This window comes from Ruegeria sp. N7 (assembly GCF_056531345.1).
Genome location: NZ_JBQFLR010000012.1, coordinates 24348 through 39464, shown reverse-complemented (window position 1 = coordinate 39464; position 15117 = coordinate 24348). Strand labels below are relative to the sequence as shown.

The 15117-nt window shown below is 59.1% G+C and carries 16 protein-coding genes; 8 read left to right on the top strand and 8 right to left on the bottom strand.

Annotated elements, in window-relative coordinates; all coding sequences use genetic code 11:
- Window positions 1-153: 153 nt before the first annotated feature.
- The 4 genes from ACR0ES_RS13810 to ACR0ES_RS13795 are packed head-to-tail and all read left to right on the top strand — an operon-like array spanning window position 154 to window position 4992.
- The gene (locus tag ACR0ES_RS13810; RefSeq protein ID WP_480871036.1) at window positions 154-1101 is read left to right on the top strand and encodes an ABC transporter permease; all 948 of its coding nucleotides are present in this window, start codon (window positions 154-156) and stop codon (window positions 1099-1101) included.
- A complete protein-coding gene (locus ACR0ES_RS13805) occupies window positions 1098-1913 on the top strand; it encodes an ABC transporter permease (protein WP_480487846.1) in 816 nt (271 codons plus the stop codon). The genes ACR0ES_RS13810 and ACR0ES_RS13805 overlap by 4 nt, the downstream gene beginning before the upstream one ends.
- Entirely contained in the window at window positions 1910-3508 is a 1599-nt protein-coding gene (locus tag ACR0ES_RS13800) for an ABC transporter ATP-binding protein (protein ID WP_480871034.1), read from the top strand. Before ACR0ES_RS13805 ends, ACR0ES_RS13800 begins: the two co-directional genes overlap by 4 nt.
- Before the next feature lie 32 nt (window positions 3509-3540).
- Entirely contained in the window at window positions 3541-4992 is a 1452-nt protein-coding gene (locus ACR0ES_RS13795; protein ID WP_480871032.1) for an aldehyde dehydrogenase family protein, read from the top strand.
- A gap of 281 nt (window positions 4993-5273) precedes the next feature.
- Here the strand turns inward: ACR0ES_RS13795 and dxs are convergent, their stop codons facing one another.
- The 6 genes from dxs to ACR0ES_RS13765 form a co-directional block, all read right to left on the bottom strand.
- Window positions 5274-7202: a 1-deoxy-D-xylulose-5-phosphate synthase gene (gene dxs, locus ACR0ES_RS13790; RefSeq protein WP_480871030.1), complete on the bottom strand. Its 1929-nt coding sequence runs from the start codon at window positions 7200-7202 to the stop codon at window positions 5274-5276.
- A 16-nt stretch (window positions 7203-7218) separates the two neighbouring features.
- Window positions 7219-8085, bottom strand: coding sequence for a polyprenyl synthetase family protein (locus ACR0ES_RS13785; protein WP_480546923.1), 867 nt, complete (start codon window positions 8083-8085; stop codon window positions 7219-7221).
- Window positions 8086-8328, bottom strand: a complete 243-nt coding sequence (locus tag ACR0ES_RS13780) for an exodeoxyribonuclease VII small subunit (RefSeq protein ID WP_267363166.1) — start codon at window positions 8326-8328, stop codon at window positions 8086-8088.
- On the bottom strand, window positions 8325-9251 hold the full coding sequence (locus tag ACR0ES_RS13775) for a histone deacetylase family protein (RefSeq protein WP_480546925.1): 927 nt from the start codon (window positions 9249-9251) through the stop codon (window positions 8325-8327). The genes ACR0ES_RS13780 and ACR0ES_RS13775 overlap by 4 nt, the downstream gene beginning before the upstream one ends.
- Before the next feature lie 68 nt (window positions 9252-9319).
- Window positions 9320-10021 carry a response regulator gene (locus ACR0ES_RS13770; RefSeq protein ID WP_209506983.1) on the bottom strand — a complete coding sequence of 234 codons (702 nt, stop codon included), beginning with the start codon at window positions 10019-10021 and terminating at the stop codon, window positions 9320-9322.
- Entirely contained in the window at window positions 10018-10530 is a 513-nt protein-coding gene (locus tag ACR0ES_RS13765; protein WP_209598920.1) for a MarR family winged helix-turn-helix transcriptional regulator, read from the bottom strand. Before ACR0ES_RS13765 ends, ACR0ES_RS13770 begins: the two co-directional genes overlap by 4 nt.
- A gap of 159 nt (window positions 10531-10689) precedes the next feature.
- On the opposite strand from ACR0ES_RS13765, the gene ACR0ES_RS13760 reads away from it, so the two are divergent.
- The 4 genes from ACR0ES_RS13760 to ACR0ES_RS13745 all read left to right on the top strand — a co-directional run bounded on the left by ACR0ES_RS13760 (window position 10690) and on the right by ACR0ES_RS13745 (window position 13472).
- The gene (locus tag ACR0ES_RS13760) at window positions 10690-11556 is read left to right on the top strand and encodes a branched-chain amino acid aminotransferase (RefSeq protein ID WP_480506925.1); all 867 of its coding nucleotides are present in this window, start codon (window positions 10690-10692) and stop codon (window positions 11554-11556) included.
- Window positions 11557-11665: 109 nt separating this feature from the next.
- Window positions 11666-12616, top strand: a complete 951-nt coding sequence (locus tag ACR0ES_RS13755) for an AraC family transcriptional regulator (RefSeq protein ID WP_480538489.1) — start codon at window positions 11666-11668, stop codon at window positions 12614-12616.
- A gap of 111 nt (window positions 12617-12727) precedes the next feature.
- Window positions 12728-13093, top strand: a complete 366-nt coding sequence (locus ACR0ES_RS13750) for an SPW repeat domain-containing protein (RefSeq protein WP_050604526.1) — start codon at window positions 12728-12730, stop codon at window positions 13091-13093.
- A gap of 172 nt (window positions 13094-13265) precedes the next feature.
- On the top strand, window positions 13266-13472 hold the full coding sequence (locus ACR0ES_RS13745) for a hypothetical protein (RefSeq protein ID WP_267363171.1): 207 nt from the start codon (window positions 13266-13268) through the stop codon (window positions 13470-13472).
- A 34-nt stretch (window positions 13473-13506) separates the two neighbouring features.
- Here the strand turns inward: ACR0ES_RS13745 and cobO are convergent, their stop codons facing one another.
- Entirely contained in the window at window positions 13507-14106 is a 600-nt protein-coding gene (cobO, locus tag ACR0ES_RS13740; RefSeq protein WP_480560138.1) for a cob(I)yrinic acid a,c-diamide adenosyltransferase, read from the bottom strand.
- Window positions 14107-14162: 56 nt separating this feature from the next.
- Complete coding sequence (locus ACR0ES_RS13735; protein WP_480871028.1) at window positions 14163-15098, bottom strand: DMT family transporter; 936 nt, start codon at window positions 15096-15098, stop codon at window positions 14163-14165.
- Window positions 15099-15117: the final 19 nt, after the last annotated feature.

Here is a 15117-nt window from a genome sequence, read left to right as displayed (position 1 = left end):
AAAAAACGCGCAACAAACATGGTGAAAATCGGGGTCAGGTCCTGCATTCGGATTGACAGGCGGAAAGGAACAAAGGTTGCGCAGCGCCATTTGCCGGTCTGCCGATGCCGTAGATGCTGGACCCGTGACGGCTGAGACCCTAACGTGGCCTCAATGCTTCGCTATACCCTTAAACGACTGATCTCATTGCTTGCCAGCCTTGCCGTCGCCTCGGTGGTCATCTTCGCCGTGATCGAGGTCGCACCGGGGGACCCGGCATCGTTCATGCTGGGTGTCAACGCGCAGGAGGATACGTTGGCCGCGCTGCGGGCTGAACTGGGTCTGGATGGATCCAGGGTACAGCGGTATTTCAACTGGGTCGGGGGGATGGTGGCCGGAGATTTCGGCACCTCGTACACCTATCGCACACCGGTGTCGCAGATGATTGCGGACCGGCTGTGGGTATCGTTGCCCTTGGCTTTGTATGCGCTCACGCTGTCCACGCTGATCGCCTTTCCCGCCGGAATCTATGCCGCCGCGCGCCGGGGCAAGCCCGGGGATCTGGCGGTGATGGGGGCGACACAGCTTGGTATCGCTGTGCCCAATTTCTGGTTCGCGATGATGCTGGTGCTGATCTTCGCCATAAACCTGCGCTTGTTCAATGCCGGTGGGTTTGTTGGCTGGGGCGAGGGCCTTTGGGCGGGGCTGCGTTCGCTGACTTTGCCCGCCATTGCACTGGCCCTTCCTCAGGCCGCGATCCTGGCCCGCGTCATGCGGTCCGCGCTGCTGGATATTCTGGGCGAGGATTTCATGCGCACCGCGCGGGCTAAGGGATTGTCGCGTCGTCAGGCTCTGTGGCGGCACGGGGTGCGGAACGCGCTGATCCCCGTGCTGACGATCATCGGCTTGCAGTTTTCCTTCCTGCTGGCCGGGTCGATCATCATCGAACAGGTGTTTTACCTGCCCGGCCTCGGGCGGTTGGTGTTTCAGGCCATTTCGGCCCGCGATCTGATCGTGGTTGAATCGGTGGTGATGCTTCTGGTCTTTGCGGTGATCACCGTGAATTTTCTGGTGGACCTGGCCTACGCAGCCGTTGACCCACGGTTGAGGAGCCGGTCATGAGCCGCAACCTGATCCTTGGCGCAGCGCTGTCGTCGCTGGTGGTGCTGGCGGCGCTGATCTCGTTTGTCTGGACACCCTACGACTATGCCGCGCTGGATATCCCCAACAAACTTCAGACGCCCGATGCACAACACTGGTTTGGAACGGATCACTTCGGCCGCGACATGTTCTCGATGATCATGGTCGGTGCACGCACTTCGATTGCGGTGGCTCTGGTTGCCGTGGGGATCGGCATGGCGCTGGGCGTACCCCTTGGCCTGACAGCCGCCGCACGCAAAGGGTCGTGGCTGGATGAGGTGATCATGCGTGGCAACGATCTGGTCTTTGCCTTTCCCTCGCTGGTCATCGCCATCCTGATCACGGCTGTGTTCGGTGCCGGTGCCATCAACGCGATCATTGCGATCGGTATTTTCAACATCCCCGTCTTTGCCCGTATCACCCGCGGGGCTGCTTTGTCGCTGTGGGAGCGCGAGTTCATCCTTGCCGCCCGTGTGTCGGGCAAAGGTGCCGCACGGATATCAGCCGAACACATCCTGCCCAATGTCGCCAACCTGCTGATCGTTCAGGGCACCATCCAATTTTCGCTGGGCATACTGGCCGAGGCGGGACTGTCCTATGTCGGTCTGGGTGCGCAGCCGCCGACGCCCAGTTGGGGCCGGATGCTGGCAGACGCGCAGACAATGGTCAGTTTTGCCCCGCATTTGGCTCTGATTCCGGGCTTGGCCATCATTGTCACCGTGCTGGGTTTGAACCTGCTTGGCGACGGTCTGCGCGACTGGCTGGACCCAAGGATCAGGGTGGCGCGGGCATGACGTTGCTGCAAGTCAAAAACCTGTCCCTGTCGATCCACGGGGTGCCGATCCTGAAACGGGTGAATCTGTCCATCGACCCGGGCCAAATCGTGGCGGTGACAGGTGAAAGCGGGTCGGGCAAGTCCATGACGGCGCTGGCTGTGATGCAGCTTCTGCCAAACGGGGCAACGACAGAAGGCGCAATCCGACTGGACGGCGCAAACCTGCTGACCCAATCCGAGGCCGAGATGTGCGCCTTGCGTGGCGCGTCCATCGGGATGGTATTTCAGGAACCGATGACGGCGCTCAACCCGGTGAAAACCATCGGCGATCAGGTGATGGAGACCATCCTGATCCACAAGGCGATGCCTCCTGCTCAGGCCCGGACCCGCGCTGCCGAGGTGCTGACGCGGGTTGGACTGCCGCCCGACAGGTTTCCTCTGTCGCGCTATCCGCATGAGCTGTCGGGCGGGCAGCGTCAGCGTGTGGTCATCGCAATGGCCATCGCCTTGCGTCCCAGGCTTTTGATCGCGGATGAGCCGACCACGGCGCTGGATGTCACCACGCAGGCGCAGATCCTTGATCTGCTGAAAGGGCTGGTTCGCGAATATGATATGGGCCTGCTGATGATCACCCATGATCTGGCTGTGGTCTCGGACATGGCCGATCAGATTGTCGTCATGCGTCACGGCGAGGTCGTCGAAAGTGGCGCGACGCGAAACCTGTTTCGAGATATGCAGCACCCCTATACCCGTATGTTGTTCGAAGCTTCGGGTCATCAGGTCACCCTGCCTGAACCTACACAGCAACGCCCGCTTCTGGAGGTTTCGCAGGTCGTCCGGGATTACCGCCTTCCCCGCAAAGGTCTGCTGGATGCGCCGCGCCACCACCGCGCGGTGGATGGTGTCAGCTTTACCCTCAACCGAGGGGAGCGTTTAGGGCTGGTGGGCGAGTCCGGTTGCGGAAAATCGACCCTAACACGGGCTATTTTAGGGTTGGAAGAGATCCAATCCGGTCAGATTATGCTGGATGGTCAGCCGGTTTTCACCGGCCACAGGCCCAACCTTGCGGTACGTCGCAAGATGCAGGTCGTGTTTCAGGATCCCTATGGCAGCTTCAATCCCCGCCACCGTGTCGCGCGCCTGATCACTGAACCTTTTCACCTGTTGGAAACGCCACCAAAGGGTTCCGAACGCCAGGACCGGATCACAGAGATGCTGACGGCAGTGGGCCTCGGCCCTGATGATGCGGGCAAGTACATTCACGAGTTTTCGGGCGGGCAACGCCAGCGGATCGCCATTGCCCGCGCCCTGATCATTCGGCCGGAACTGATCCTGTTCGATGAGGCGGTTTCAGCCCTCGACGTATCGGTGCGCGCCCAAATCCTCGATCTGCTTGCCGAACTCTGCGAGGCTTATGATCTGACTTACCTGTTCATCAGCCACGATCTGAGCGTGGTGCGCACCATCACCGATCATGTTCTGGTGATGCAATCCGGACGAATTGTCGAACAAGGCAAGACCGAACAGGTATTCTTGGACCCGCAGCATTCCTACACGCAAACCCTGATCGCCGCCGCGCCCCAACTGCCTGAAATCGGGAAGCTATCGGCGTAAAACTACTTATTAGAGCCTAAATGGAGGCCAAAATGACCCAACCACTCTGGTTTGATCCCACCCTGTGCCTGATCGGTGGAAACTGGACGCCTGCGGCATCGGGCGACTCATTGCCTTTGACCAACCCGTCAGACGGAACCGAGATTTGCCGGATCCCGCGCGGCTCGGGTGTGGATATTGACGCGGCGGTCGCCGCCGCCAGAACTGCGTTAAAGGGCGACTGGGGGCGCAAGACGGCCTTGGAGCGTGGGCGCATCCTGACCCGGCTGGGCCAGCTGGTGCTGGAACGGGTGGACGATCTGGCGCGGCTTGAGGCGATGGATGTGGGCAAGCCCCTGACGCAGGCCCGCGCCGATGCCATCGCGCTGGCGCGCTATTGTGAGTTCTACGGGGGTGCAGCGGACAAGGTGATGGGTGAGACCATTCCCTATCTCGATGGCTACACCGTCTATACACTGCGCGAACCCCATGGGGTGACAGGCCACATCGTGCCCTGGAACTATCCGATGCAGATTATCGGGCGCTCGGTCGGGGCCGCGGTGGCCATGGGCAACGCCTGTGTTCTGAAACCGGCGGAAGAGGCCTGTCTGACCGCGCTGGCCTTTGCCCATCTTGCGCAACAGGCCGGGCTGCCGGCAGGTGCACTGAATGTTGTGCCCGGTCTGGGGGCCGAGGCGGGTGCGGCGCTGTCCGGGCATCCGGGGGTCAACCATATTTCGTTCACTGGTTCGGTGGCCACGGGTGCATTGGTTCAGCAGGCCGCAGGGCGAAACGTTGTGCCGGTGACGCTGGAACTGGGCGGAAAATCCCCGCAGTTGGTGTTTGACGATGCCGATCTGGATGCCGCCCTGCCGTTTCTGGTGAATGCGGGCATTCAGAACGCGGGGCAGACCTGCTCGGCCTCCTCCCGCATTCTGGTACAGCGCGGTGTCTATGATCAGGTCAAATCCCGCATGGCCGAGGCCTATGAACAGCTCAGCGTTGGACCCGCGATGCAGGATCTTCGCGTTGGACCGCTGATCTCGGACCGGCAAAAGCAGATCGTAAACAGCTTCCTGGACAAAGGCGCCGATCTGACCGTTGCGGCAAAAGGGATGATCACAAAGGATGCGCCGGAAACCGGGGCATATGTCCGGCCCACCTTGTTCGCGGACGTGCCACCGGATCACCCGCTTGCCCGTGATGAAATCTTCGGCCCGGTCCAGGTTCTGATCCCGTTTGACACCGAAGAACAGGCTCTAATGATAGCCAATAGCACTGATTACGGTCTTGTCGCCAGCGTCTGGACACGTGACGGTGCGCGGCAGATGCGGTTGGCAAAAGGGCTGCACGCGGGTCAGGTGTTCCTCAACAACTATGGGGCAGGTGGCGGCGTTGAACTGCCTTTTGGAGGCGTGGGCAAATCCGGCCATGGCCGCGAGAAAGGCTTTGAGGCGCTTTATGGCTTTTCGCAACTCAAGACAGTGGCTGCCTATCACGGGTAACAGCGCCCCGGTCTGTCAGATCAACGTTTCTTTCGCGCATATGCGCCCCAGAACAATCTCCTTGATCTCTTTAAGGGAATGGGCAACGGACAATCCAAAGGGCGGTTGGTATCAGTGATTTGTCGTCTCAAGTCACTATTGGAGTAAAGACCGTTCGGGTCAGGACCAGAAAATCGCAATGAAGGACCCGGGTGGCGCTTGGCATTCCCGCTCTGTTCTGGATTGTCGGCCTCCTGCTTGTAAAAGCGTCGAAACCAAAAGCGGGCGTCTCAACGCCGCTATTACGCGCGCTTTTCACCAATCGAGGTTACGCCCAGAACATCCAGCACCCTGGCTTCGATCTGCTCGGCATTCATACCCGCAACGGCATACATGTCCGCGGGGCTGGCCTGATCGATGAAGATGTCAGGCAAGACCATCGAGCGGTATTTCAAGCCCCGATCAAAAACACCCTCATCCGCCAGAAGCTGTGCCACATGGCTGCCAAACCCGCCAACAGCGCCTTCTTCGATGGTGATCAACGCCTCATGATCCGCAGCCAGGTTCAGGATCAAGTCGCGATCCAGCGGCTTGGCAAAGCGGGCGTCTGCGATTGTTGGGCTAATGCCTTTGGCGGTCAGAGACTCGGCTGCTTTCTGAACTTCAGCCAGCCGCGTGCCAAAAGACAAAAGTGCGACGCGCGCGCCTTTCCGGATCAAGCGGCCTTTGCCGATCTCCAGTACCTCACCGCGTTCGGGCAAGTCCACTCCGACACCTTCGCCGCGCGGATAGCGGAAGGCAATCGGCCCTTCATCATGCGCAACAGCGGTTGCCACCATGTGCATCAATTCCGCCTCATCCGCGGCGGCCATGACGACCATGCCCGGCAGATTGGCCAAATAGGCAATATCGAACGACCCGGCATGGGTGGCACCGTCAGCCCCCACCAAACCTGCGCGGTCAATGGCAAACCGAACGGGCAAGCGCTGGATTGCAACGTCATGCACAACCTGGTCGTACCCCCGCTGCAGAAAGGTCGAATACATGGCGCAGAAAGGCTTCATCCCGCCTGCCGCCAGCGCAGCCGAGAAGGTCACGCCGTGCTGCTCGGCAATCGCCACATCGAAACAGCGCGACGGGTACCGTTCGGCAAACAGGCCCAACCCGGTGCCATCTGGCATCGCGGCAGTCACCGCAACGATCTTGTCATCGCGCGCGGCGGCATCCACCAGAGCCTTGCCAAAGACAGACGTGTAAGAAGGCGCGTTTGAAGGGGCCTTTTTCTGCTCGCCCGTAACCACATCGAATTTGGCTGTCGCGTGGCCTTTGTCGCGGGCCTGTTCGGCTGGTGCGTACCCTTTGCCCTTCTTGGTCAAGACGTGGATCAGGATCGGCCCGGTTGCCCGCGCCTTGACGGTGCGCAGAACCGGCAACAGCTGATCCAGGTCATGCCCATCAATAGGCCCGAGATAGGAAAACCCGAGCTCTTCGAACAGGGTTCCGCCCACGGCCATGCCTTTCAGCATTTCCTTGGCGCGTTTGGCCCCTTCGCGGAACGGTTCTGGCAAAAGTGAAACAGCGCCCTTTGCGGCGGCTTTCAGATCGTGGAATGGCGCCTCGGCGTAGATTCGGGACAGATAGCTGGACAGGGCACCAACAGGGGGGGCGATGCTCATTTCATTGTCATTCAGAATGACAATCAGGCGTTTCTTCAGGTGACCGGCATTGTTCATCGCCTCAAAGGCCATGCCTGCGGACATCGATCCATCACCGATCACGGCAATGGCGTCGCCCAACCCTTCAGGGGTTACACCGCCCAGATCACGCGCCACGGCAAAACCCAGTGCAGCACTGATCGAGGTGCTGGAATGCGCGGCGCCAAACGGGTCATAGGGGCTTTCACTTCGTTTGGTGAAACCGCTCAGGCCATCTTTCATGCGCAGCGTGCGAATGCGGTCGCGCCGTTCGGTCAGGATTTTGTGCGGATAGCACTGATGGCCCACATCCCAGATGATCTTGTCGCGCGGCGTGTCGAAAACAGCGTGCAGCGCGGTTGTCAGTTCCACAACACCCAGACCCGCGCCCAGATGCCCACCGGTGACAGAAACCGCCGAAATCGTCTCGGCCCGCAATTCCTGCGCAACCTGATGCAGCTGCGCGTCCGAGAACCGCTTGAGATCAGCGGGGCGGTTCACAAGGTCCAGCAGGGGCGTTTTGGGGCGGTCAGACATTTGGCGCGTTCCTGGCTTAGCTGTCCCGGGCAATAACGAAGCGAGCGGCTTCCTTCAAGGTTTCTGCCGTTGGGCCATACCCGTCCAGTGCGGCGCAGGCCTGATCAACAAGTTCACTGGCGCGGGTTCTGGCAGCATCCAAACCCAGAAGCGATACGAAAGTGGCCTTTCCCGCATCCGCATCTTTCTGAAGACGTTTGCCTGCCTTTGCAGCATCACCTTCAACATCAAGGATGTCGTCTGCAATCTGAAAAGCAAGACCAAGGGCTCGGGCATATTGGCGCAAGGGCTCTGGATCCGCTTTCGCCAGACGCGCACCCGCACAGGAGGACCATTCGATCAAAGCGCCCGTTTTGCCGCCCTGAAGCTGTGTTATCGCATTCAGCGTCAGAGGCTCAGAAGCGGTTTCCGCCGCGATATCAAGCGCCTGCCCCAAAACCATACCTTGCGCACCGCTTGCCCTGGCCAGTGTCAGTGCCAGATCAACGCGAATTTCTGCATCTCCAACCTCCGGCCGGGTACACAGCTCAAAGGCCAGTGTTTGCAGCGCGTCCCCGGCAAGTACAGCCGTGCCTTCATCCCATTTCACATGCACCGTGGGGCGTCCGCGCCGCAGATCGTCGTCATCCATGCAGGGCAGATCGTCGTGAACCAGCGAATAGGCGTGCAGGGCCTCTATCGCGGTCGCGGGCCAGATCGCGCGGGACTCGTCGATTTGGTGCAGGCGCGCACTTTCCAGAACCAGAAACCCGCGCAGCCGCTTACCGCCCCGGGTGGCGTAGGCCATTGCCCGTGTCACATCCAGATCGTCCAGCGCGCCCATTATCAGGTCAAAATGATCCTGAAGGCGCGCCGCGTCCTGCGCCAGTCTTTCCTGAAACATTTACTGACCTTCGACAGGTGTGGTCCCGGTCGGTTGGCCATTCGCGTCCAGAGTGATCGCGGCCACTTTTTCCTCGGCCCGCTTCAACTCGTCCTCGCAACGTTTTTTCAAAGCGGCCCCGCGTTCATAAAGCGCAATCGACTGATCCAGCGCCACGTCGCCGCGCTCAAGCTGACCAACCACGGTCTCAAGCTCTTTCATGGCCTGCTCGAATGTCATCTGCTCAACTGGGGTATCGGTCATCGTGCTGCCTTCATCAGTTCTTCCACATGGGCGCGTGTCGCCTCGGCCAGTGCGTTCAGATCATACCCGCCCTCCAGAGTCGAGACGATACGGCCCTGACACACCTCATCGGCTATCCCGCACAGCTCTGCCGTGATCCAGGCGAAATCGCCAGTCGACCAGTTCAGATTGGCCAGAGGGTCGTCCTGATGCGCATCGAACCCGGCAGAGATGATGATCAGCTCCGGCCGGAACGCCCGCAGGCGCGGAAAGGCCTGCGTTTCATAGGCGGAACGCATCTCAACCCCGCCGGTGCCCGGGGCCAGCGGGATATTCAGAACGTTATCGTAAGCGCCTGCCTCGTCCGGGCGGCCCGATCCGGGCCATAACGGCATTTGCTGGCTGGTGATCACAAGGGCCCGATCTTCATCCCAAAGCAGGTCCTGCGTGCCGTTGCCATGATGAACGTCGAAATCGACCACAGCGACCCGCTTCAGCCCGTGGTAATCCAGCGCGTGTTTCGCGGCCAGCGCCGCGTTGCCAAACAGGCAGAACCCCATGGCTTTCTCGGCTTCGGCATGGTGCCCAGGTGGGCGAATGGCACAAAAGGCGTTCGGTGCCTCACCGCCCAAAACCAGATCAACGGCGCGCACCGCCGCACCCGCCGCGCGATAGGCCGCATCCACGGAACCCGGCGACATGAAGGTGTCCCCGTCGATCTGCGCAAACCCGTCAGTGGGGCGCGACGATCTGATGTCGCGGATATGGCTTTCGGGATGAACACGCAGCAAATCATCGTCTGCCGCCAGCGGAGCGGTCACGCGCTTCAGATCCAGCCCCTCCAGCGCGTGCAGGATATGCTCCAGCCGCGCCACCTGTTCCGGATGACCCTGGGGTGTGACATGTCCAAGGCAATCGGCATGTGTCAAAAGGGCGGTTTTCATCGGGATCCCATCTTCATCTGGCTAAAAATATCCTCGCCGAAGGCATTAATCACCGCGCAGCGGCTCATTCAATCGGGTGCCAGCATATAGCCTGCGCCCCGGACTGTCTGCAGATACCGGGGCTGTTTCGGGTCCTGTTCGATCTTCCGGCGCAGGCGGGTGATCTGCACGTCCACGGCACGTTCTTGCGCCTGTCCTTTATCCCGGCCCAGATCTTCCACCAGTTTTGCACGGCTGATCGGCTCGCCAGGTTGGGCCGAGAAAATTTTCATCAGCTGGCTTTCGGTTGCCGTCAGGCGGACCGGCATTTCGCCCTGCCACATTTCACCACGTTCAATGTCATACCGGATGGGACCAAGATGCAGGATCTTCGCCGCTGTTTCCTCGGCCGGGGTTTCCGGCATTCGGCGCAGGATCGCATTGATCCGCAGCAACAGCTCTTTCGGCTCGAAAGGTTTAGCAAGATAATCATCCGCGCCGGCTTCAAGCCCTGCAATCCGATGCTCGGTCTCGCCCTTGGCGGTCAACAACAGGATCGGTGTCGTATGGGTGTCACGCAGCGATCTGGTCAGGCTGACGCCATCTTCGCCCGGCATCATCACATCCATGACGATCATGTCGAAATCCAATCCCGACAGAACCCGCCGCGCATGGGCCGCATCCCGTGCCGCTGTCACCAGAAACCCGTTTCGCATCAGGAATTTCTTGAGCAGATCGCGAATGCGTTCGTCATCATCAACAATCAGCAGATGGGCATCCATTTCGCTCATGAACTCGTATCCCGCAATTTCGTATAGGCATGACGCATATCAGCATCCATCATTGCTTCAAGTACTTTGCGAAACCCGGCCACGGCCTCGGGACCGGCATCCTTGAAGGCTGCGCGCATTCTTGTTCGTTGCGCATCTGACAACGTGGCCTCCAACGTTTCGCCCTTTTCCGTCAGAAATAGGTGCCGTTCGCGTTTGTCCACGGTTCCGACCCGGCTTTCCACCAGACCATCCTCGATCAATGTTCGAAGAACCCTGTTCAGAGACTGTTTTGTAACCCCGAGGATCGCCAGCAAATTGTTCACCGTGGTGCCCGGCGCACGGTTGATAAAATGGATCGCGCGGTGATGGGCGCGGCCATAGGCCATCTCGGACAGGATACGATCAGGATCCGCGGTAAAGCCGCGATAGGCAAAGAACATGGCCTCGATCCCCTGCCGCAACTGTTCATCCGTCAAAAACAACAGGCTTTCGCCCCCATATCGCGGGGCTGGGCGGATTTCGGACATATCATGCCTCATTCGTTACTCGGGTTTGACTTTATGTCAGCGTTATTGACATTCCAAGGGCGGAGCGGTATCGAATCGCAGTTTTTGCGCAACATTGTGTCCGCATCGGACCTAAGTAGCGCAACAATCGGAAATTTAACCCGGTTCAGGAGGTTTCGCATGGCGGGGTATGATGATCGTGACGGTGTCATCTGGATGGATGGTAAGCTGGTGCCCTGGCGCGATGCCAATGTGCATATTCTGACCCACGCAATGCACTATGCCTCATCCGTGTTCGAGGGCGAACGGGCTTATAACGGCAAGATTTTCAAAAGCCGCGAACATTCCGAACGTCTTATCGCCAGCGCCGAGGCGCTGGACATGCCGATGCCTTACACCGTCGATCAGATTGAAGCGGCCAAGGAAGAGACCCTGAAAGCCAGTGGCCTTCAGGATGCCTATGTCCGCGCATTGGTCTGGCGCGGGTCTGGCGAAGACATGGGCGTGGCGTCGGCCCGCAACCCGGTACGGATGGCCATCGCGGTCTGGCCCTGGGGCGCCTATTACGGCGACGCCAAGATGCAGGGCGCAAAACTGGACATCGCCGAATGGAAACGCCCCAGCCCGGAAACCATCCCGGTCCACGCCAAGGCAGCGGGCCTTTACATGATCTGCACCATTTCCAAGCACAAGGCCGAAGCCAAGGGATGTTCGGACGCGCTGTTCATGGACTGGCGTGGTTACGTGGCCGAGGCAACAGGTGCCAACGTGTTCTTCGTCAAGGATGGAGAGGTTCACACCCCGCTGGCGGATTGCTTCCTGAACGGCATCACCCGTCAGACCGTCATTCAGATGCTGAAGGATAAAGGCATCACTGTGCATGAGCGGCGCATCAAGCCCGAAGAAATGGCTGATTTCGAACAGTGCTGGCTGACCGGAACCGCGGCCGAGGTCACTCCGGTCGGGCAAATCGGAGATTACACTTTCGAAGTCGGCGACCTGACCCGCGAAATCGCAGAAGATTACGAAAAGCTGGTCCGCTCGTAATAACTTGCAAAACCCCGCTTCGGCGGGGTTTTTGTTGCAGATCGTGCAAATTGTCGTGCAAAGCGTTCCGTGATCTGGACGATCGGATCAGTTCCCGTATCTTCACCGCATGTTGGACCTTCTCAGCGATATTCTCACCCGTCTGTCCCTGCGTGGCACGTTCTACTTCCGCACCTCGTTCACACCACCTTTTGGTATTCAGGTGCCGGAATTCGAAAACGTCGCGCGGTTTCATTTTGTTCAACGGGGTGAGCTCAAGGTCCATGTCTCATCCACCGGAGAAACGTTGAGGCTGCGGCAGGGGGATCTGATCCTGATCCCTCATGGGGCGCCACATGCGTTGTTGTGTGCTGAGGTCAGGCCACCGGATGCGCTTCCTCTGGAACAGGTTCTTGAGATTGCCGGCTACAAGGGCGATGGCGTCCTTGTCTATGGCGGTGCAGACGAGGACCGGGACACGCAACTGATCTGCGGTCATTTTTCTTTCACCGGCCCGGCAGGGCGAAAAGGCACCGGGCATATGCTGATCGACCGACTGCCGCCCTACATCCTGATCGAGAATTATGGTGAAGAGGCCGGATCGTGGATGGAATCGACCCTGCGCATGATCGGATCCGAAGTGTCCGGGGCCCGTATTGGCGGCGATCTGATTGCGCTGAAGCTGTCCGAAGTTCTGTTTGCGCAGGCGATCCGAACCTACCTGGAACGGCAAAGCCCGCAGGACACCGCCCTTGCGGGCTTTGCGGATACGCGCATCTCACGCGCATTGACGGCGTTCCACCAAGCCCCAGCGCAAGACTGGAGCGTTGCAACACTGGCACGCGAATCCGGCATGTCCCGCACAGCCTTTTCTCAGTTGTTTGCCCAGAAGATGGGCACGACGCCGATGCAATACCTCACCGACTGGCGCATGCAGATTGCGTGCCATGGCCTTACAGAGGCACGATGGAACGTCGCAGATGCAGCAGCCGAAGTTGGATATGCCTCTGAAGCCGCGTTTTCCCGTGTTTTCAAGAAGCAGGTCGGCTTGTCACCAGCCGCATACAGGTCCATGCACTAATACGCCAAGAATTCTGTACGATCTGCAAGATTTTTAAAACGATCGAGAATTCAGCGTTCGGGTCAGGCTTTCTATCTTTCTTTCATCACTGATTGAAAAGAGGAAAATCCTATGTCCCTGCGTTTCGTTACCCGCTCTGTCCACGCGTATCTGGACTACCCGGTTGCCATTGCCCTGATGACACTGCCTTTCCTGCTGGGATTGGGTCAGTCCAATCCGCTGGCGCTGTGGCTTTCGGTTGTCACCGGCGTCGCCGCCTTTGTCCTGACGGTTCTGACCGACCATCATTTGGGAATTTGGCGCGTTCTACCCTACAAATTTCACCTGGCCGTGGACCTGATTGTCGGCATCACCTTTCTGTTTGCACCCAGTGTACTGGGGTTTTCAGGATTGGATGCGGCGTTCTACTGGCTGAACGGTGCGGCTGTGGTTCTCGTCATCTCGCTCAGCGCGCCCGAGCAGGAAGTCGCTGCCTGAGCGCAGTTCCTCAGCACTGGCAACTTTGTCCAAATACTACCGAAATAGCTGAGCCGCCCGTTTTGCAAATCGGCGGCTCAGAGCCGAGAAGCGTGTTGGCCGGTCGGGCGAATTTACTTGAAAAAGCCGACTGAATTCATCAGATTTATCCCTGCGCGGGGTGAGGTCACAGATGACAGACACGCTTGACGAAATCATGGCCCGGCATGATGCGCTGGTTGCGTGCGGGTGCAACTGTTGCGAAGGCGACTATTGCGCCTATGCCGACCGCCAGAACCGGGACACAGCAACCGCTGAAGAAGCCCGCACACAAGGCACCGCGCATCAACGCAAGTCGTTGCGATATATTTTTGAAACTGTGCGAAGCGGCAGAGGATAGCAGCGCAGCAGTTTGGGCTGCGCTGTTGCAAGGTTCAGAAATCCACCCCGCGCTGGGCCTTGATTCCCGCTTGGAACGGATGCTTTTCTTCGGTCATTTCGGTGACCAGATCTGCATAATCACGCAGCGCCTGCGGTGCGTCACGGCCTGTCAGGAACACACTCGTCTTGTCCGAACGCGCGTTCAGCCCTTCTATCACCTGCTCGACCGAGAGATATTCATAGCGAAGCGCGATGTTGATCTCGTCCAGAACCACCAGATCGTATTCGCCACTTGCCATAAGGGCGCAAGCCTTGTCGAAGGCGGCATTGGCGGCTGCAATGTCGCGCTCGCGGTCCTGCGTGTCCCAGGTAAACCCCTCACCCATCGTGTGCCAGGTGACCAGATCACGTTCTTCGAAGAAACGACGCTCGCCGGTTTTCCACTTGCCCTTGATGAACTGCACCACGGCGACCTTCTGACCCCAACCAAGCGCGCGGATGACCACGCCAAAGGCCGCTGATGACTTGCCTTTGCCCTTGCCGGTATTGATCAGAACAAGGCCGCGTTCGGGATCAACAGCCTCGGACACCTTCTTGCGGTGCTGGGCCTGCACCTTTTGCATCTTTTCCTTGTGGTCGTGCGCGTCGCTCATTGGGGAACCTCTTTGATTGTCCGGCCCAACCTAGGGAAAGAATGCAAAAGGTAAAGTCACGCTTTGGGGTCCGTGACAGACCGCGCCTTGCCACGCTCCAGCCCCAGCTGGTGTTCGCGCCAGATCACAACAACATTGCCTGCGATCACCAATGCGGCCCCGATCAGGATCGCAACGGTGGGCAATTCATCAAACGCGAAATAACCGATCACAATCGCAAAAAGCATTGTTGCATAGTCATAAGGTGCCAGCATCGATGCCTGTCCAAACCGATACGAGGACGTGACCAAAATCTGTGCAACTCCGCCAATTAACCCCATGGTGATCAGTATTAGAGCCTGAGACAGAGTTGGCATTGTCCATCCCCAGATCGCCGTCAGCGCCGAAAGCAGCGTCGCTGTCAGCGAGAAATAGAACACGATTGCGGCAGGGTGATCGACCTTGACCAGTTGGCGGATGTGGATCTGCACAAAGGCCCGGGCAAAGGTCGCGCCCAGTACGCATAGCGCTCCGATGGTTGCAGCCGTTTCCATCTGAGTGCTGCCAAGCCGGGGCCAGATCATGATCATCACGCCCAGCAACCCAAGTGCCACGGCACCGATGCGAATCATGCGGATGCGCTCACCCAGCATCACGGCGGCCAAAATCAGGGTGAAGATCGGCGTGGCGTAACCGATTGCGGTGACTTCGGGCAGCGGCAGCAGGCTAAGGCCGGTGAATGTCAGCCCCATGGCGCTGGTCCCCAGAACCCCGCGCCAGAAATGCCCCATGGGTTTCTTGACGACAAAGCCTTGCGCCAGCTCTCGGCGCGCGGTCAGCCACAGAATGATGACCGGAATAGCAAACAGGGACCGGAAGAACACCAATTGGCCCGGCGGGAATTCGTCAGATAAGGCTTTGACCAGGGCCGACATCGACGTGAAAAGGAACAGCGCGCCAAGCTTCAGCGCCACAGCCAGCAAAGGTCGATGCGATGTTAAGGGTTTTGTCATCGGCGCGACCCTGCGCCTT